This window comes from Bradyrhizobium sp. CCBAU 11434 (assembly GCF_028128895.1).
GTDB lineage: Bacteria > Pseudomonadota > Alphaproteobacteria > Rhizobiales > Xanthobacteraceae > Bradyrhizobium > Bradyrhizobium zhengyangense.
The window spans coordinates 621,038-639,696 of record NZ_LBJX01000103.1 but is presented as its reverse complement, the minus strand read 5'-3'; the positions used below and the strand labels follow the sequence as shown (position 1 = coordinate 639,696).

At 63.1% G+C, this 18,659-nt stretch carries 16 protein-coding genes; 7 read left to right on the top strand and 9 right to left on the bottom strand.

All coding sequences use genetic code 11. The annotated features are described in order from the left end of the window. Nucleotides 1-91 precede the first annotated feature (91 nt). A complete protein-coding gene (gtdA, locus tag XI06_RS43175) occupies nucleotides 92-1,132 on the bottom strand; it encodes a gentisate 1,2-dioxygenase (RefSeq protein WP_271608065.1) in 1,041 nt (346 codons plus the stop codon). A gap of 189 nt (nucleotides 1,133-1,321) precedes the next feature. Here gtdA and maiA point away from each other — a divergent pair, with 189 nt between their 5' ends. Next, nucleotides 1,322-1,954 (top strand): maleylacetoacetate isomerase, encoded by a 633-nt coding sequence (maiA, locus tag XI06_RS43170; protein WP_237872156.1) that lies wholly within the window; start codon nucleotides 1,322-1,324, stop codon nucleotides 1,952-1,954. Next, nucleotides 1,944-2,459: a MarR family winged helix-turn-helix transcriptional regulator gene (locus XI06_RS43165; RefSeq protein ID WP_237872154.1), complete on the top strand. Its 516-nt coding sequence runs from the start codon at nucleotides 1,944-1,946 to the stop codon at nucleotides 2,457-2,459. The genes maiA and XI06_RS43165 overlap by 11 nt, the downstream gene beginning before the upstream one ends. 138 nt (nucleotides 2,460-2,597) lie before the next feature. On the opposite strand, the gene XI06_RS43160 is transcribed toward XI06_RS43165, so the two are convergent. The 5 genes from XI06_RS43160 to XI06_RS43140 form a co-directional block, all read right to left on the bottom strand. Next, entirely contained in the window at nucleotides 2,598-4,211 is a 1,614-nt protein-coding gene (locus XI06_RS43160) for a benzoate-CoA ligase family protein (RefSeq protein WP_271608064.1), read from the bottom strand. Then, nucleotides 4,208-5,362 carry an FAD-dependent monooxygenase gene (locus XI06_RS43155; protein ID WP_237859968.1) on the bottom strand — a complete coding sequence of 385 codons (1,155 nt, stop codon included), beginning with the start codon at nucleotides 5,360-5,362 and terminating at the stop codon, nucleotides 4,208-4,210. The genes XI06_RS43160 and XI06_RS43155 overlap by 4 nt, the downstream gene beginning before the upstream one ends. Before the next feature lie 193 nt (nucleotides 5,363-5,555). Beyond that, on the bottom strand, nucleotides 5,556-5,771 hold the full coding sequence (locus XI06_RS43150; protein WP_237859965.1) for a hypothetical protein: 216 nt from the start codon (nucleotides 5,769-5,771) through the stop codon (nucleotides 5,556-5,558). Between the two features lie 120 nt (nucleotides 5,772-5,891). Further along, nucleotides 5,892-6,743, bottom strand: coding sequence for a cysteine rich repeat-containing protein (locus tag XI06_RS43145; RefSeq protein WP_271608063.1), 852 nt, complete (start codon nucleotides 6,741-6,743; stop codon nucleotides 5,892-5,894). 215 nt (nucleotides 6,744-6,958) lie between these two features. Beyond that, complete coding sequence (locus tag XI06_RS43140; protein WP_271608062.1) at nucleotides 6,959-7,960, bottom strand: NADP-dependent oxidoreductase; 1,002 nt, start codon at nucleotides 7,958-7,960, stop codon at nucleotides 6,959-6,961. 210 nt (nucleotides 7,961-8,170) lie between these two features. On the opposite strand from XI06_RS43140, the gene XI06_RS43135 reads away from it, so the two are divergent. Beyond that, complete coding sequence (locus XI06_RS43135) at nucleotides 8,171-9,466, top strand: dicarboxylate/amino acid:cation symporter (RefSeq protein ID WP_237859959.1); 1,296 nt, start codon at nucleotides 8,171-8,173, stop codon at nucleotides 9,464-9,466. Between the two features lie 12 nt (nucleotides 9,467-9,478). Continuing rightward, nucleotides 9,479-10,399, top strand: a complete 921-nt coding sequence (locus tag XI06_RS43130; RefSeq protein ID WP_271608061.1) for an amino acid ABC transporter substrate-binding protein — start codon at nucleotides 9,479-9,481, stop codon at nucleotides 10,397-10,399. A gap of 144 nt (nucleotides 10,400-10,543) precedes the next feature. Here XI06_RS43130 and XI06_RS43125 read toward each other — a convergent pair whose 3' ends face one another. Beyond that, nucleotides 10,544-11,374, bottom strand: a complete 831-nt coding sequence (locus XI06_RS43125) for an ATP-grasp domain-containing protein (protein WP_271608060.1) — start codon at nucleotides 11,372-11,374, stop codon at nucleotides 10,544-10,546. A 372-nt stretch (nucleotides 11,375-11,746) separates the two neighbouring features. Between XI06_RS43125 and XI06_RS43120 the strand changes: the two genes are divergently transcribed. From XI06_RS43120 to XI06_RS43110, 3 genes are all read left to right on the top strand, one after another. Continuing rightward, complete coding sequence (locus tag XI06_RS43120; protein WP_237859953.1) at nucleotides 11,747-12,520, top strand: ferredoxin--NADP reductase; 774 nt, start codon at nucleotides 11,747-11,749, stop codon at nucleotides 12,518-12,520. A gap of 475 nt (nucleotides 12,521-12,995) precedes the next feature. Beyond that, on the top strand, nucleotides 12,996-14,618 hold the full coding sequence (locus tag XI06_RS43115) for an FMN-binding glutamate synthase family protein (RefSeq protein ID WP_237859951.1): 1,623 nt from the start codon (nucleotides 12,996-12,998) through the stop codon (nucleotides 14,616-14,618). Between the two features lie 85 nt (nucleotides 14,619-14,703). Next, nucleotides 14,704-14,946 carry a PilZ domain-containing protein gene (locus XI06_RS43110; protein ID WP_194465759.1) on the top strand — a complete coding sequence of 81 codons (243 nt, stop codon included), beginning with the start codon at nucleotides 14,704-14,706 and terminating at the stop codon, nucleotides 14,944-14,946. A gap of 22 nt (nucleotides 14,947-14,968) precedes the next feature. Here the strand turns inward: XI06_RS43110 and XI06_RS43105 are convergent, their stop codons facing one another. Together XI06_RS43105 and XI06_RS43100 are read right to left on the bottom strand one after the other, a co-directional pair. Continuing rightward, nucleotides 14,969-16,267, bottom strand: a complete 1,299-nt coding sequence (locus XI06_RS43105) for a hemolysin family protein (protein ID WP_237859949.1) — start codon at nucleotides 16,265-16,267, stop codon at nucleotides 14,969-14,971. A gap of 129 nt (nucleotides 16,268-16,396) precedes the next feature. Further along, nucleotides 16,397-18,328: a carbohydrate porin gene (locus tag XI06_RS43100; protein ID WP_271608086.1), complete on the bottom strand. Its 1,932-nt coding sequence runs from the start codon at nucleotides 18,326-18,328 to the stop codon at nucleotides 16,397-16,399. Nucleotides 18,329-18,659 lie beyond the last annotated feature (331 nt).

Below are 18,659 nucleotides of genomic sequence, written 5' to 3'. Positions count from 1 at the left end.
GGCGCAAGCGTGCCCACCATTTCTTCATGAGTCGCGAAGACGTGGGCACGACGCAAGGGCGCCTTTGCCCACCCTACGAGACCGGTGAACGTCAAGCGTTGCCGCGATCCTCGCGAAACAAATCCAGCTTCTGCTGCACCGGGCGATCCGAGAAACTAAACAGCACGGCGTCCTCGTCCGCCTCGTGCGTCACCCATTGCCAGCTCGGCACCACGAACAGATCGCGCGGGCCCCATTCGAACACGGCATCGCCGATACGACTGCGACCCTTGCCCTCGATCGGGCAGAACACGGTCGCGTCAGTCGCGCGATAACGCGCGGTCTTGAAACCTTTCGGGAGCAGCTGGATGAAGGTGCCGATGGTCGGCATCGCGAAGTCGCCGGTCTCCGGGTTGCTGAATTTCAGCTTCAGACCGTGGAAGGCGTCCCACTCCTGGCTGGTCCTGGCCTTCTCCAGGGCCTCACGGGTGTAGGCGTAGGGATAGCTGAAGATCGGCGAGGTCTTCGATGACCGCTTCACATCGACCGGCAAGAGATTGTGGCCATAGCGCGCAAAGCTGTCGCCTGCGGGTTTTGTAATCTTCTGCTGATCTTCCTTCGATCCTTCCGCAAAGGAGCAGTCGAAGAACTGCACCAGCGGAATGTCGAGACCGTCGAGCCAAAACATCGGCTCGTCGGTCTCGTTGGAATGATCGTGCCAGGTCATCGACGGCGTGATGATGAAATCGCCGGGCTCCATCGCGGTGCGCTCGCCATCGACCGCGGTGTGGGCGCCCTTGCCCTCGAGCACGAAGCGCAGCGCCGACTGGCTATGCCGGTGCGCGGGCGCGACGTCGCCGGGCACCACCATCTGCACGCCGGCATAGAGTGAGGTCGTGATCTTCGACTGACCGCGAAGGCCCGGGTTCTCCAGCACCAGCACGCGCCGTTCGGCTTCCTTGGCGGTAATGAGCTTGCCGGCCTCCGTCATGTAGTCGCGGATGATGTCGAACTTCCAGAGATGCGGCCGGCAGGCGCTCTTCGGCTCGGGCGTGATCAGATCGCTCATCACGGTCCAAAGCGCGGTGAGATTCTCGCCGTCGATCTTCTTGTAGAACGCCTCGCGTTCCGGCGTCTTGGTCACGGCTTTCATGGTGAGCCTCCCTCGTCTTGTTGATTGACAGTATACTTACAATTTAGGTAGCGTCAACTTGACGAGCGACGTACAAGGTCGTTGTCATTCCGGGGCTCGCGAAGCGAGAACCCGGAATCTCGAGATTCCGGGTTCGGTCCTGCGGACCGCCCCGGAATGACGGGCAAGAAACTTTACGGGAGGGTCTTGATGAAGCTGCACGGCTATTTCCGCTCCAGCGCCGCCTATCGCGTCCGGATCGCGCTCAACCTCAAGGGCCTCGGCGCCGAGCATCTGCCGCATCATCTACGCAAGGGCGAGCAGCGCGCGCCCGCTTATCTTGCGATTAATCCGCAGGGCCTGGTGCCCGCGCTGGAGAACGACGCGGGAGCGGTGCTGACCCAATCTGTCGCGATCATCGAGTGGCTCGATGAGACGCATCCCAACCCGCCGCTGCTGCCGAAGGATGCGCTGCAGCGCGCCAAGGTGCGGGCGTTCGCGTTGGCGATCGCCTGCGACACTCATCCCGTGCAAAATTTGAAGGTGCTGGCGCGCTTGCGCGAGTTGGGCCTGCCGGAGGAGAAGGTCCAGGACTGGGCCGCCTGGGTCAATCGCGAGGGGCTGTCGGCCTGCGAGACGCTGATCATGGACGAGCCGGGTCCATTTTGTTTTGGCGCTGCTCCGACGCTTGCCGATCTCTGCCTGGTGCCGCAGCTCGCCAATGCGCGCCGCTTCGGCGTCGGCGTTTCCGCCTATCCGCGTCTGCTCAAGGCCGAGGCCGCCGCCAAGGCGCTGCCGGCCTTCGCCAACGCCGCACCGGAGAAGCAGCCCGATGCCGAGTAAGCCGCCGCTGCCTCCGATCACGATGGAAGCGGTCTATGCGGCGCCGGGCTATCTGTTCCGGCGCATGCAGCAGATCGCGGTCTCGATCTTCATGGAGGAGTGCAAGGCGTTCGACCTCACGCCGGTGCAATATGCGGCGCTGATCGCGATCCACACCCATCCCGGCATCGACGCGACGCGGCTGTCGGCGGTGATCGCGTTCGACCGCTCGACGCTGGGCAGCGTGATCGAACGTCTCCAGGCCAAGGACTTTGTCGAGCGCAAGCCGGCGCCCGAAGACAAGCGCATCAAGCTGCTCTATCTGACCAGGCAAGGCGCCGCGATCCTGCGCGAGATCATCCCCGCCGTCGAACGCGCCCAGGCGCGCATGTTGGAGCCGCTCAAGCCCACCGAGCGCAAGGCGCTGATGGGACTGATGTCGCAGCTCGTCGATCTCAACAACGAAGTCTCGCGCGTGCCGCTGCGGGCCGAGGATGCGCTGGAGCACCTGGGCAAGGCGGGGTAAAATTCTCCGCTGTCATTCCCCGCGAAAGCGGGGAATCCAGTACGCTGGCGGCCTCTCGGTTCAATCACGACTGCCTCTGAATATTGGATCGCCCGCTTTCGCGGGCGATGACACCGAGAGGTGGCGACATCGCCGGCCTCACATCCGCAACAACGCCTGCCGATCGATCTTCCCCGTGCCCGTCTTCGGCAGTTCGTCGATAAAGATCACCTCGCGCGGATATTTGTACGGCAGCAGCTTGCCCTTGACGTAATCCTGCAACCGCCGCGTCGCCTCGCTCTGGTCGGTCGCGCGGTTGTTCATCACCACCACCGCCTTCAGCGTCATGCGGCGATCCGGCAGCTCGGCGGCGAACACCGCGCATTCGCGGATGTCGGGGTGGTCGGCGAGGCACAGCTCGACCTCGAGCGGGTAGACCCACTGGCCCGAGATCTTGATGAGATCATCGGCGCGGCCGCGGAAGAAGTGGAAGCCGTCGCTGTTGCGGACGAAGCGATCGCCGGTGTAGATCCAGCCACCCTCGCGGATGGTCTCGGCGGATTTGTCCGGCCTGTTCCAATACAGCGGCGTGTTGGAATCGCCGCGCACCCACAAGATGCCTTCCTCGTTGTCGCCGACGTCGCGCCCGTCCTTGTCGCGCAGCGCGACCTCGTAGCCGGGCACGCGCAAGCCCGCGGCGCCGAGCTTCTTCTGCTCGGGTCGGTTGGAGAGATAGATGTGCAGCACCTCGGTCGAGCCGAGGCCTTCGACGATTTCGAGCCCGGTGAGCGACTTCCAACCGTTGAAGACTTCGGCCGAGAGCACTTCCGCGGCTGACAGTGCCATGCGCAGGGACGAGAAATTTGTTCCGGCTGCGCCCTCAGCCTTGGTCAGCGAGGTGTAGAGCGTCGGCAGGCCGAAGAACACCGTCGGCTTGTATTGCTCGATCGCCGCAAAGATCGCAGCCGGCTTCGGCTGGCCCGGCAGCAGCAGCGTCGCTGCACCTGACGAGAACGGGAACGTGATGGAATTGCCAAAGCCATAAGCGAAGAAGATCTTTGGCACCGAGAAGCAGATGTCGTCAGGCGTCAGCTTCAACACGCTCTGCGCAAAAGCAAGCTCGCTATAGGCCATGTCGTGCTGAAGATGCACGATGCCCTTGGGCCGGCCGGTCGAGCCGGAGGAGTACATCCAGAACGCCATCTCGTTGCGATCGGTCTCAGCTTCCGCCAGCTCCGCCGGAAATTGCGACAGCCAATCCGCGGCTTCTATCGCCTTCGGCGCAGCGTGGTCGCCGATCGCGCCATTGACGACGATCAGCGTATGCAGGCTGGTGTCCTTGCAGGCCTCGGCATTGAAGCGCGCGCAGAATTCGGCATCCGCCACCGCAACAGCCGCGCCGGAATCGGCGAGATAGAATTGCAAGAGATCGGGCGGCGTCAGCGTATTGATCAGCAACGGTACGAAGCCGGCGCGCACGGTGCCGAAAAAGGCGGCCGGATAAGCCGGCGTATCGTCGAGGAACAGCAGCACGCGATCGCCGCGCGTCAGGCCGAGTGAGGCAAGGCCGTTGCCCCAACGGCAAGCCTCCGCGCAAAGCTCGGCATAGCTCCGCGTGCCCGCCGGGCCAATCAGCGCGAGCTTGTGGCCGCGCCCCTTGGCGAGATTGTCGAACAGCACGCGGCTGGCATTGTAAATCTCGGGAACGGCAAAGCCGATCTCGCGGGCGCCCGCGCTGTCCGCGGGCACCTGGTCCTGTATCGCGTTGGTCATGCCGTCGCCTCGCCTGCCTCGTCTCCGCTGCTCTTCTCGGCCTCGTAGCGCGCCATGAAGGCTGGTGACATCGCGCGCAGTCGGGAATCGTCGATGCGGCCGGAGCGGGTGATATAGCTATAGGCGAAGTCCATCAGGCCAAGCTGCATGTGCTGGGCGAAATGCTCGTACCAGAACGCGCTGGTGCGTGCGGCATTGACGAGCTTCTGCACCACGGGCTTGCGCGCGGCCTGGTAGCGATGCAGCGCGGTCGACAGATGGGCGTCCGATTCCAGCGCCTTGACCAGCGCGATCGCGTCCTCGATCGCGAGCCTCGTGCCTGAGCCGATGGAGAAATGCGCCGAGTGCAGCGCGTCCCCAATCAGCACCATGTTCTTGAACGACCAGTGCTCGTTCCAGACCCAGGGGAAATTGCGCCAGACCGATTTGTTGGAGACCAGGCAGTGGCCGCCGAGCGTGTCGGCGAACACCTCCTCGCACACGCCCTTGGACTGCTCGACGTCCTTGTAGGCGAAGCCGTAGGCCTGCCAGGTCGCGTGATCGCACTCGACCAGGAAGGTGCTCATGTTCGGCGAATAACGATAGTGATGCGCGTTGAACGCGCCGCGGTCGGTCTTCACGAAGGTCTGCGACAGTGTGTCGAAACGCTTCGAGGTTCCGTACCAGACGAATTTGTTGGAGGAGTAGGACAGCGAGGTGCCGAAATCGCCCTCATAGGCGCGGCGCACGAGCGAGTTGAGGCCGTCGGCGGCGACGATCAGATCGTGGCCGTTGAGTTGGTCGATCGCCTGGATCTGGGTGTCGAAGCGCGGGGTGACGCCGACATCGAGCGCGCGTTGCTGCAGGAATTGCAGGAGTTCCAGCCGGCCAATCGAGGAGAAGCCGACACCGTCGATGGCGACGCTGTCGCCGCCGAGATTCAGCGTAATGTTCTCCCAGCTCTCCATATGCGGCGCGATTGCATCGACCGTCTCGGGGTCGTCGGCGCGCAAGAATTCAAGCGCCTGGTCGGAGAACACGACGCCAAAGCCCCAGGTCGCGTCGGCCGGGTTCTGTTCGAACAGGTCGACTTGATCCTCGGGGTGACGCTTCTTCCAGAGATAGGCGAAGTAGAGCCCGCCGGGCCCCCCGCCAATCACGGCGATCCGCAAATCCTGCCTCCCTAATTGACAGTATACTTACTATCTCAGGGTAGACTAATGGGCTCCGGTCTCCCACGCCAGCGGAATTATTGGCAAGGCGAGGTGCGCCGCAGCACGGCCGTGGGCACGCGCGTCGCGCGTGCCCAAACCCGTCAATTGCGAATCATAGCCAAACCGCGCCGGATTGACCACCCGGGGGGCGTCAGACGCAGCGCTTCACGTAGACCCCGTTCACCAGCACCCTGGTACAGCGAACCACTGGCACCGGGTGGCGAACCACGACGGCGCCGTTCGGTCCGGCGCAACCGGCGCGGTAGACCCCGCGGGCGCACACCACCGCATTGGCGTCGGAGGATTCGAAGGTCATCGTCGTCGCGAAGGCGAGTAGCGCGGACGCAATCAGCAGAAGTACACGCATGTCGTTTCTCCCGGTCTTGTCGTGATTGAAATCTGATATCGGCGAATGATTAGTCGCGAGGAGCGCGCGAAAATTCACGCGCGCCGCCCAAGATTGATGGCGCCGCGAGTTGCGTGCGGCTTATCGCGCAGCGAATGGTGCAAGCACGTCCTTGCAGGCCGGCGACAGCGACGCCGCATTACTGGCGATGCATTGCACGATGCGGCCGCCACCCGGCGCTACGCCGCCACAGAGCGAGCGAATGTCGGCGCCGCAAGCCGAGCGCACAATGAACAGCTCTTCGCGCGGCCGCAGCGGGCGCAGAACGATCACGGCGGGCGCGGCCGCCGGTGCTGCTCCGGCAGCGGGAGCAGCGGTGCCGGTTGCCGGCGCTGATGTCGCCGCTGCGCCGCCACCGGCCGCAGCAGTCACCGCTTTCGCGCAGGCCGCCGAAACCCTGGCCTTGTTTTTCTCGAGGCATTCCAGCGCGGGAGCGCCGCCTGGCGGCACGCTGGCGCAGACCTTGGGATAATCGGCGCGGCATGCGCTCTTGACGGCAGCGACCTGAGCGCCGCCCGGTTGCTTTGCCGCAGCAGCCTTCGGTGCAGCTTCGGCGGCCGGCTTCGCCGCGGGTTCGGCGGCGGGAGCCGCTTCGGTCTTGGCTGGTTCGGATTTGGCAGGTTCAGATTTGGCCGGTTCGGATTTTGCCGGCGCAGCTTCGGTCTTGGGCGCTGCTGCCGGCTCGACCGCGCGAACCGCGGTCTGGCATCCCGCCGACAGGCTCGACATGTGGCTCTGCAAACATTGATATGCCTCGACGCCGCCCGGCGTCACGCTCGCGCAGTGCGCCATGAAATCCGAGCGGCATGCGGAGCGGATAGCGCTCTTCTGGGCCTCGGTCGGCGCTTGCGCGAATGCGCTTGTTGCAGTTGCGAAGAGTGCTGCGGCGAGCAACGCGTGACGCGTTGATGCGTGTTTCAACGTGTTGAACATTTGAGTGAATTCCTGCCCTGTCGGTAACGCCGACGATTTTCTAAATGTGTAATGCAATTGCAATCGTCGCGAGTGATGCCTCGCGAGCGATATCTTGGCCGCTTTGACCACTACCGCAAGTAGATAATGCCGGTGGAATTGCGACGTAACTTAGAGCATGATCCGGAAAAGTGTGCAGCGGTTTTCCGAAAGGATCATGCTCAGACGATACGTCGTCAGAGCCTGACCATGCGCTTGCCGCGGTTCTCGCCGGCAAGCAGTCCGATCAGCGCCTTCGGCGTGTTCTGCAATCCGTCGATAATGTCTTCCTGCACCTTCAGCTTGCCGGATTTCACCCAGGCCTGCAGATCGGCGAGCGCGCACTGGCTGTCCTTCATGTAGTCCATCACGATGAAGCCCTGCATCACAAGCCGCTTCACCACGATCAGGCCGGGTACGCCGCGCGGGCCGTGCGCCGACGGCGCGCCGTCATATTGCGAGATCGCGCCGCAGCAGGCGATGCGGCCGTAATTGTTCATCTGCGGCAGGCAGGCTTCCAAAATGTCGCCGCCGACATTGTCGAAATAGACGTCGATGCCTTTGGGCGCCGCTGCGCGCAGCGCCTTGAACACCGCACCGTCCTTGTAGTCGACGGCGGCATCGAAGCCGAGCTCTGACGTCAGCCACTGGCACTTGTCCGCGCCACCGGCGATGCCGATGACGCGGCATCCTTTGATTTTGGCGATCTGTCCGACGATCGAGCCGACCGAGCCCGCGGCGGCGGAGACCACGACCGTCTCGCCCTCCCTGGGCTTGCCGACCTCAAGCAGGCCGAAATAGGCGGTGAGGCCGGCGATGCCGAACACGCTGAGCAGATGCGTCATCGGCTCGAGCTTCGGCATTTTCGTCAATTGCTTTGCGGGCACTGTAGCAAACTCCTGCCAACCGGTGTCGCCGAACACGATGTCGCCGGGCGCAAGCTCAGGCGCCTTCGAGCTGACCACCTCTGCAATGCCGCCGCCGGCCATCACGCTGTTCGCTTCGACCGCCGAGCGATAGGTCGCGCCGTGCATCCAGGCGCGGTTGGCAGCGTCGAGCGAGATGTAACGCACGCGCAGCAGTGCCTCGCCGTCCTTCGGTTCCGGCAGTGCGCCATCGACCATCTTGAAGTGCTCGGGGCCGAGCTTTCCGCTCGGCTTCTCCACCAGAAGAATTTGGCGATTGACGCTTCCAGTCATGGCGTTCCCTCTCTGATTGTTTGATGTTTATTGAAGCACTTGCCGCAAACAAAACGTGCAAGCCGCATTCGTTGTGCGCTGCATGAAGGCTAGATCGCCGCGTGCAGTTTCGCAACGGGAACATCCGGATCGAGCGACCGCACGCAAAGCGTGTTGCGTCGCTGTCATATCTGCGACATCATGAAGCGGCCGGTGTAGCGGGGGTCATTAATGTCGAACAGGTTTACGCAATACATTTTAGGCGCGATGGTGCTCGGCATCGTCATGGGCTCGGCGATCTACAATTTCCTGCCCGACACGCGGGGCGACTGGGCCTCCTCCATCAACCTCGTCGCCGTGATCTTCCTGCGCCTGATCAAGATGATCATCGCGCCGCTGGTGTTCGCGACCCTGGTCGGCGGCATCGCCCACATGGGATCGGGCTCCAAGCTCGGCCGCATCTTCGCCAAGACCATGGGCTGGTTCATCAGCGCATCCTTCGTCTCGCTGATGCTCGGCCTCGTGATGGTCAATCTGCTCCAGCCCGGCGCCAACTTCCCCGGTACGTTGCCGGACAAGGGACAGTCGACCGGCCTGGCGGTCTCCGCCTTCTCGCTAGAAAAATTCCTGACCCATTTGATCCCGACCTCGATCGCGGATGCGATGGCGCAGAATGAGATCCTTCAGATCGTGATCTTCGCGGTGTTCTTCTCGGTTGCGATGGGTGCATTGCCTGAGCGCTCCAAGCAGATCCTGTCGCTGATCGACGACCTCGGCCACATCATGCTGAAGGTGACGAGCTATGTGATGATGTTCGCGCCGTTTGCGGTCTGGGCCGCCATCACCGCCACCGTTGCCAAGAACGGCCTGCTGGTACTCTGGAAGCTCATCGTGTTCATGGGCGGCTTCTATCTCTCGCTGTTCATCCTCTGGGGCATCCTGGTGGCCGTCGGCTTCATCGTGATCGGGCCGCGCTACAGCCATTTGCTCCGCCTGATCCGCGAGCCGCTGATGATCGCGTTCTCCACCGCGAGCTCGGAAGCGGCCTACCCGAAGACGCTCGAAGGGCTCAACCGCTTCGGCGCCTCGTCGCGGATCTCGAGCTTCGTGCTGCCGCTCGGCTATTCGTTCAACCTCGACGGAACGATGATGTACTGCACCTTCGCGAGCATCTTCATCGCGCAGAGCTATCACATCGACATGCCGCTCGGCACGCAGCTCGCGATGCTGGCGACGTTGATGATCACCTCGAAGGGCGTCGCCGGCGTGCCGCGCGCCTCTCTCGTCGTGATCGCCTCGACGCTGTCGCAGTTCAACATCCCCGAGGCGGGCCTGCTCATGATCATGGGCATCGACACCTTCCTCGACATGGGCCGCAGCGCCACCAACGTGATCGGCAACACGCTGGCGACCTCGGTCGTGGCGAAGTGGGAAGGCGAGCTCGGGCCCGAGCATGCGATGGGACCGGGCGATGTCGTGCCTGAGGACATGGTGCCGGGCGAAGTGCCCGCGATGGCCGGTCATTGACGGGAGTGCGTCATGCGCCCTTTGACGGCGATTTCGAGCGGCCTGTTGCTGGCAGCGTGTCTGCTGGCGACGGGTGCCTCTGCCCAGAGCGGCGGCAGCGAAGGGCTTAGCCCGACGCTGTCGGCCATCAAGAGCGCGCACGCCGTGCGGCTCGGCTATCGCGAGAGCTCGCCGCCGTTCTCGTTCCTCGACCAGGCTAACAGGCCGATCGGCTACAGCCTCGAGCTCTGCGAGGCCATCGTCGAGGAGATCGGCGTCGAGGTCGACGATCCCAATCTCAGAATCGACTACGTCAAGGTCACCTCGGACGATCGCATCGACGCGGTGCTCCAGAACAAGATCGATCTGGAATGCGGCTCGACCACGGCCAATTCCGAGCGCGGCAAGCGCGTCGCCTTCTCGCCGCTGATGTTCGTCGCCGGCACCAAGCTGATGGTGCCGAAGGCCTCCAGCGTCCAACAGCTGACCGACCTGAAGGGCAAGACCATCGTGGTGACGAAAGGCACCACCAACGAGCAGGCGGTGCAGGCGGCCGACAAGAAGCTTTCGCTGGGCCTCAACATCGCTGTCGGCGCCGACCATGAGCAGTCCTACCAGATGCTGGTTGACGGCAAGGCCGACGCCTTCGCGACCGACGACATCCTGCTCTCGGGCCTGATCGTCCGCCACAAGTCGCAGGACAAGTTCCGCGTAACAGGCGATTATCTGTCCTATGATCCCTACGGCATCATGTTCCGCAAGGGTGAGCCGCAACTGGCCGCCGTGGTCGAGCGCACCTTCCGCAAGCTCGGCTCCAACCACGATCTCGTGCCGCTCTACAACAAATGGTTCATCGCACGCATGCCGACCGGCGAGAAAATGAACGTGCCGATCTCGCTGCAGCTGGAGGAAGCGTTCAAGGCGATGGACGATTCTGCCAGCGCGAATAATTAGCGGCGGTCGGTTCTCTTTCCGTCATCCTGAGGTGCGAGGCCCGCGATGCGAATGCATCGCGGGTTGAGCCTCGAAGGATGAGCGGCCGTGATGCTGCTACAGCCGGGCCGTCCCCCTTCGAGGGCCGCTGAAGAAGCGGCCACCTCAGGGTGACGGTGATGGATTGGTGCTCGCGGAAACATCCCCGAACACCCGATCCAGCGCCGCGTCATACGTCGCCTGCACCAGCTCCGGATGCAGCTTTGCAAGCGCCTCCATCATCACGCCGGAATTGATTTCCAGCACGCGCCAGTCGCCATCCACGCGCAGCACGTCGATCGACGCAAAGGTGATGCCGATGGCGCGCGCCGCATCGATCGCGAGCTTCACGCAGGCCGTGCGCGCCTCGCCGTCCTCCAGCAACACCGGTTTGGCGCCGGCATCCAGATTGTGCCGCCAGTCCGCGCCACGCCGCTTGCTGTAGATAACGAGGGGCGCATCATCGAGCAGGATCACACGGACCTCTTCCTCGATCGCGACGTAAGGCGAGATCACGAGCCCGGTGCTCATCGAAAAGACCTCGCCCGCCGCGTGGTCGAGCTCTGCCGCGATCATCACCTTGAACACCGAGCGCCCCGATGTCCCCTCGTTCGGCTTCACGACCACGCCTTGCGGATGGGCGCGAAGCAGCTCGAGCATTGCATCTCGCCAGTCGGGGCCGACGACATTCCTGCCCAGCTTCGGGTTGAGGAAGAGATGGTGGGGAATGCACGGCACGCCAGCGAGCGACAGCGCCTCTGATGTCGCCGATTTGTCGCTCGCGAGCCGATGCGCGATCGCGCTGTTGAGGCCGATGTCGTAGCCGAAGGCAAAGCGGCGCATCTCGCCGCGGCGCATTGCGATCAGCCAGCCGTCGGCGCGAACGTCCACGTCGATGCCATGGCGCGCGCCATAGCGTCTGATCGCCTGGACGAAGATTCGCTCGCTGGTCGCCATATCCTGATCGTTCCGGGCGCCAAAAGCCGCAGAAATGCGGGAAATCGCGCCAACGCGGGGTGAAAGTCAGAGCTATTCTTAATGAAATTCTCGCGAGCGCGATGGAAATTAAGTGCTGCTTTCGCGCCCGGAAGGGAAAAGAAATTGCCCTTTGCGCGGCCCCGACAGCAGATCCGTTAATGATGTGACCATTTCCGCCGCAAATGCCGGTTTGACCGGCATCAATTGCATCCGGAACGAGGTTGATTATTGGTCTCAATGGCGTAGATCACACACGCGAAATCCTCCGCCATGGCAATGGTGTCCGCCCGTTTTCAGGGCCGGGCAACGCTTTTGCCCGAAAACCGCAAGACATTCGGAATATCGAAAATCATGAGCGCGTTTTACCGAGAGAAGGTTCTTTCCGTCCAGCACTGGACCGACACACTGTTCAGCTTCCGCGCCACGCGCGACACCGGCTTCCGCTTCCAGAACGGCCAGTTCGCCATGATCGGCCTCGAGGTCGACGGCCGTCCGCTGCTGCGGGCCTACAGCATGGCCAGCGCCAACCACGAGGAAGAGCTCGAGTTCTTCTCGATCAAGGTGCAGGACGGTCCGCTGACCTCGCGCCTGCAGAAGATCAAGGAAGGCGACACCATCCTGGTCGGCCGCAAGGCGACCGGCACGCTGATCACCGACAACCTCATCCCCGGCAAGCGGCTGATGCTGCTCTCGACCGGCACCGGCCTTGCGCCCTTCGCCAGTCTGATCAAGGACCCCGAGGTCTATGAGCAGTTTGAGAGCATCGTGCTGGTGCACGGCTGCCGCCAGGTCTCCGAGCTCGCTTACGGCGAGAAGCTGGTCGCGAATTTGCGCGAGGACGAGCTGTTCGGCGAGCTGCTCGCCGACAAGCTGATCTATTATCCGACCGTGACCCGCGAGCCCTTCAAGAACCGTGGCCGCATCACCGACCTCATCAACTCCGAACAGATCTTCAACGATATCGGCCAAGGCCCGCTCAACATCGAGACCGACCGCATCATGATGTGCGGCAGCCCGGCGATGCTCGAGGAGCTGAAGGTGATGTTCGAGAGCCGCGACTTCGTCGAGGGAAGCGGCAACAAGCCCGGTCATTTCGTGATCGAGAAGGCATTCGTCGAGCGCTAAGCCCGGCACGTTGTCGTGCCGGGCTACCAGCCCTAAAACTCCGCCGTCGTCCCGGGCAAGCGCGCCCAAAGCGCGCGCCGATCCGGGACCGCCGCGCAAGCCCTTCGCTCGTCGCGCATAGCCACAGGGAGCCGCTATGCGAAGACCCGGAGTGACACCTTACTTCCAACCACAAAATCCTGTGGTTATGGACCCCGGGTCTGCGCTTACGCTTGCCCGGGGATGACGGCTCCGTTGTGGCTGGTGCCGCGACCCCTCCCATGCCGCTACTGCTGCAGTGCAACAGGCCTAACCTCTCGGTGGATTGATTTATCCCGACCGAATTCGCTAGCCTGAAACAAGCGCTGCGTCATATCCGTATGACAGGTGCGGGCGTATCGTACCGCCTGATGCTGGCGAGAGGGTGGGAATCGTGGCCGACAACAACAAGACGCAGGAATCGCCCAAACGTTTGCCGTTGGCGGAAGAGGGGATCATGGAAACCCTTCTGCTTCCGTTCTCGCCGCGCTTCATCGTCCTGACGATCTGCGCGGTCGTCACGGCACTCCTGATTGGCATCGCCATCGCCGACCGCAGGATTTTCGACATCCTGCTGGTCCCGATCTGCATCTTCGGCGCGCTCACGCTGCTCGGCGTCCGCGACCTCATGCAGAAGAGCCATGCGGTGCTGCGGAACTACCCGATATCGGCGCACATCCGTTTCCTCCTGGAGGAAATCCGTCCGGAGATGCGGCAGTACTTCTTCGAGAGCGAGAAGGACGGCATGCCGTTCTCGCGCGACACCCGCGCGGTGGTCTATCAGCGCGCCAAGATGCAGCTCGACAAGCGTCCGTTCGGCACCCAGGAGGATGTCTACCGCGAGGGCTATGAGTGGATGCATCACTCGGTGTCGCCGAAGGCGCACGCCGAGGAGAAGTTTCGCGTCACCATCGGCGGGCCGGATTGTGCGAAGCCCTATTCGGCCTCGGTGTTCAACATCTCGGCCATGAGCTTTGGCGCGCTCAGCCCGAATGCGGTGCGCGCGCTCAATGCCGGTGCCAGGAAGGGCGGCTTCGCCCATGACACCGGCGAGGGCGGCTTCAGTCCCTATCACGCCGAGATGGGCGGTGACGTCATCTGGGAGATCGGCTCCGGCTATTTCGGCTGCCGCCATCTCGACGGCACCTTCGATCCGGAGGCATTCGCGCGCGTTGCGAGCCAGGACCAGATCAAGATGGTCGAGCTCAAGATTAGCCAGGGCGCCAAGCCCGGCCATGGCGGCGTGCTGCCGGCGGCGAAAGTCTCGGAAGAAATCTCCAAGATCCGCGGCGTCGCGATGGGCGAGGACTGCATTTCGCCGGCCTCGCATCGCGCCTTCTCGACTCCCACGGGCATGATGCAGTTCGTCGCCGAGATGCGCAGGCTTTCAGGTGGCAAGCCGGCCGGCTTCAAGCTCTGTATCGGCCATCCCTGGGAGTTTCTGGCGATCTGCAAGGCGATGCTGGAGACCGGCATCTACCCCGACTTTATCGTGGTCGACGGCAATGAAGGCGGCACTGGTGCTGCGCCGCTCGAATTCATGGACCATCTGGGCATGCCGATGCGCGAGGGCGTCAATTTCGTCCACAACGCGCTGATCGGCATCAATGCGCGCGACCGCATCAAGCTCGGCGCGTCAGGCAAGATCGCGACTGCCTTCGACATGGCGCGCGCGATGGCAATCGGCGCCGACTGGTGCAATTCGGCGCGCGGCTTCATGTTCTCGCTCGGCTGCATCCAGTCGCTGAGCTGCCACACCGACCGCTGCCCAACCGGCGTTGCGACCCAGGATCCGACCCGGGCGCGCGCGCTCTATGTGCCGCTCAAGATCGACCGCGTGCACAATTATCACCACGCCACGCTGCACTCGCTGACCGAGCTGATCGCCGCGGCCGGCCTCGAGCATCCGCAGCAGCTGCGCCCGATCCATTTCAGCCAGCGGACGTCGACGACCAAGGTGCAGTCCTTCGCGCAGCTCTACCCAGAGCTACGTCCGGGCGAACTGCTCGAAGGCACGGAGGACCCGCGGTTCCGCGACGCCTGGCGGATGGCCCAGGCGGCATCGTTCCAGCCGTTGTGAGGGTTCCCGCATCCGTAGCGGCGTAAATTCGCCTGCATCAGGGTTGTTTTAACCTTCGTGTCAGCTTGGGGTGTAAAATGTCCCGATGGACGAAGAGCGCCGCAACAAGGCCAGGCACCGCGTATTGAAGGCCGGAACCATTGAGTTCGGCGGCGGCGCGATCGATTGCACCGTCCGCAATTTCTCCGACACCGGCGCCGCCCTCGACGTCACCAGCCCGGTCGGCATTCCCGAGCATTTCACCCTGAACATCAAGGCCGAGGGTGTGCACCTGCCCTGCACGGTGGTGTGGCGCAAGGAAAAGCGGATAGGGGTGCGGTTCGGGTGAGGCTGGCGGCGCGAGCTCGTGCTCACCCCGTCTCTACCTCACCCCGCCGGCTCGCCAGAATCTTGTCGATCCGCCGGCCATCGAGATCGACCACCTCGATATGCCAGCCGGCGAAGTCGAAGGCGTCGCCGACGTTGGGCAGCACGGTGAATTGTTGCAGCACGAGGCCCGCAACCGTGTTGTAGCGGTGATGCGGCGGCAGCTCGACGCTCAGGAGCTCGCCGAACTCGTCAACCGGCATCCAGCCTGAGACAAGCAGCGAGCCGTCTGCGCGCCTGACATAGGCCGGCTCCGGTGGGCCTTCCTCCGAATGGAAGGCGCCGACGATCGATTCCAGAATATCAGCCGTCGTCACCACGCCTTCGAAGGCACCATATTCGTCGTAGACGAAACCGACGTGAACCGGCGCAACCCTCAGGATTGCCAGCACATCGCGGGCATCGGCTGATGCGGGAATGCTCGGCGCTTCGCGGACGAGTGCCCGCAGATCCGGCGTGCGCTCATTCATGTACGCGACCAGCAGATCCTTTGCCTGAAGCACGCCGATGGGTGTGTCGCGATCGCCGTCGGAGACGGGAAAGCGCGAATGCGGGCTCTTGGCGATGATCGCTTGAATTGCTTCCGGAGCATCATTCAGGTCGATCTCGTCGACCTCCGTGCGCGGCGTCATCACCGCGCCGACCGGGCGGTCGCCGAGCCGCATCACGCCCGCGATCATTTCCTTCTCGCCGGGCTCGAGCACACCGGCGCTTTCGGCCTCGTTGACGAGATGATGGATCTCGTCCTCCGAGACTTTCTCTTCGGCCTTGCCGCCGCGACCGAGCAGGGTGAGGATCAGCTTGCCGGAAAGGTCGAGCAGAAACACCAGCGGCAGCGAGACGCGCGCCAGCACATGCATCGCCGGCGCGACCTTGACCGCGATGCTTTCGGGATCGCGCAGCGCCACCTGCTTCGGCACCAGCTCGCCGACGATCAGTGTCGCATAGGTGATGATGGTGACGACGATGCCGACACCGACGATATCGGCAATGCCTGACGACATGCCGAGCTCGACCAGCCATTGCGCCAGCCGCTGCCCGAGCGTCGCGCCGGAGAAGGCGCCGGAGAGCACGCCGACCAGCGTGATGCCGATCTGCACGGTCGAAAGGAACTTTCCGGGATCGGCGGCGAGCGACAGCGCGCGCTCGGCACCGCGCACGCCCTTGGCCGCCAGCAGCGATAGCCGCGCCGGGCGCGATGAAACCACGGCCAGCTCCGACATGGAGAGTAGCCCGTTGATGACGATCAGGACGACGACGATGATGAGTTCGACGGATAACATTGCGCGCAAGGGGGAAAGGCCGATGAGCCCGGCGGACACCGGACCAAGCCCGTTATATATGAACCCGAGGCGCGCTTTGCCCGGTTCCGACCAAATTGTCGCACCGGGCAGGAATGATCACTGCCGTGCTCAGAATTCGCCGTGCAGCCGTCCTGAGAACACCGAGACCGGCCCACGATCGGCATTGTAGGCAGGATTGACGATGAGCTGGTAGTCGGCGGTAAATGTCAGCGCCTTGTTCAGCGCGTAGGCGTAATAGGTTTCCAGCACGCGCTCCTTCCTGTAGTTGAGCGCGCCGTCGCCGATCAGCGGACCGAGACCGCCGGCGGCGAGGAAGTCGCGATGGTCCTGCGAGAGGCCGTTGACGGCGCCGGCAATGGCGACGACGTCGTCCGGTCGGCCCCATTTGGTGCCCTTCACAGAGACGCCACCGGATAGGCTGCGGTCGATGTCGGTGAAGGCCATGATCTCGTTGCGGCCGTCGTTCCAGCTCCAGCGGCCGAACACGCCGATGTCATCGGTAACGGCCTGCTCGAGGTTGAGCGCGTAGCCGTATTTGATGCGGCCGCGGCGGGTCTGGCTGATGTCGAGATTGAGCGCGGGATTATCCAGCGTCTCGCGATAGCTGCCCGAGAAGTCGCTATTGACGAAGCCGAGCGTGCGCAGCTTGCCGGGCTGACCGAACAGCGAATAGCGTGTTTCAAGTTCCGCGACATATTCGCCGCGGCGGCCGACATTCATGTCGAAATTGTTCGAGTTCGACGTGGCGTCCATCAGGAAGTAGCCGCCGCGCAGCGCCCATTGCTTCTGGTTCAATTCGGCGGTGGCGCCATAGCCGAGGCCGAGCTTGTCGGCGGCATAGTCGAAGGCGCCCGAGGCCCAGATCGACCAGTTCATGAAATCCTTGCGCGGATCGTGCGCGTAGGAATTGCCGTCGAATACGTCAACGACGGAGAATTTGCCGACCTGCAAGGTGAGGCGCGAGATGTCGGCCTTGCCGGCGAGTTGGAGCTGGCCGCTGGCAAGCTCTTCCTGTTCGCCGCCGAAGCCGAAAGTTTGGCGGACGAACAGCCGCGAGGCATTGAAGTGCGGATAGGGGAAGCCGGATTTCTGCGCTTCGCCATTGGGGAAACCCGCTGCGCCGGTGGTGTTGTTGAAGCCAAAACCCTGCAACAGCTCGGGATTGAAATAGACCTCGCCGCCATCCCACAGCCGCGCATTGAGATAGAGCGAGTTGCTCCACGTCTCTTGTAAATCCGGCGACGTCGTCAGGCTGTTCGGCCCGGTATAGGGCGCGCTGAAGGATGGATGTCCCTGCGCCAGGAAGGTCGACTGACCGTGGATTTCCCATCGGCTCGATTCGGTGTCGGTGATATCGGACTTGGGATTGTAGCTCGGTATCCCCGGCCAATCGATCTTGCGATTGAGCCCGATCCGAAGGCTCTGGAAATCCATCGTGGACGAATATTGCCCGCCCGACGGGAAGGTGACGTTGGCGTTCTCGAACTTGCTGTAGAGATATTCGAGCCGCGCGCTCCAATGCGGCGCGAAGGCATATTCGACGCCACCGCCGGCGGTCCAGCCGAACCGGGTGTTCAGCACCTTCTCTTCGTTGCCGCCCGTCGGCGTCGAGAGAAATCGTTCGCCGGCAAAGGCTGCGCCGCCAGTCGCATAGAACAGCCAATTGCCAGTGGTGTAACCGAGACGGGCGCGCAGACTCGCAACGTAGTCCCAGCGTTCCTCCACGCCGGACAGCGCCGTCGCAGCCGATGACACCACGTGGTTGGAGGGCAGATAGTTCGGAAAGGAAATGTCGCCTTCAACACCGAGCAGCAGGCCAGAGTTGAAGCGCCAATTGTAACCGGCTTGCACGCCCCCGGTCGCGCCGTTGAAGACGTTGTTGTCGGTGGCGACCGTGGGATCGGTCAGAGTTGCCGAGGAGGTGCCGCGGGTGAGGCCGGCATGCGCGCCGATATAGAGGCCGGTCCAGTCGTAGACAGCCTTTAGTGCCGGTGCCTTCAGTGGCAGGTCAGCAGCACGGGAGGCCCCGGGAAGAGCCATCACGCCGGCGGTGATTGCCGCCGCCGTCCGCAGCAACTGATATCGATGACCTCTCAACGTCAAAACACACGCCCCCAAGACGCAAATTTACCCCAGCCGCTCCGACATCCCTGCCGATTCGCGGCGATCCTGTCATCAGGGTCTTGGCTGTTTACGCGATCAAACGAGATGAACTCGTTTCGACGCGATTTCATCCCGCCCTGCGCTCGTTCGGAGCTTATTGCTAATAGTTCGCAATAGCAACTCGTCCAGAATGTCGCAGCGGATGGTTGGCATCCTTATGTGACGGTATTGCTACAAATTCCCGGCGCGGAAAAAGGATGACCCCGCC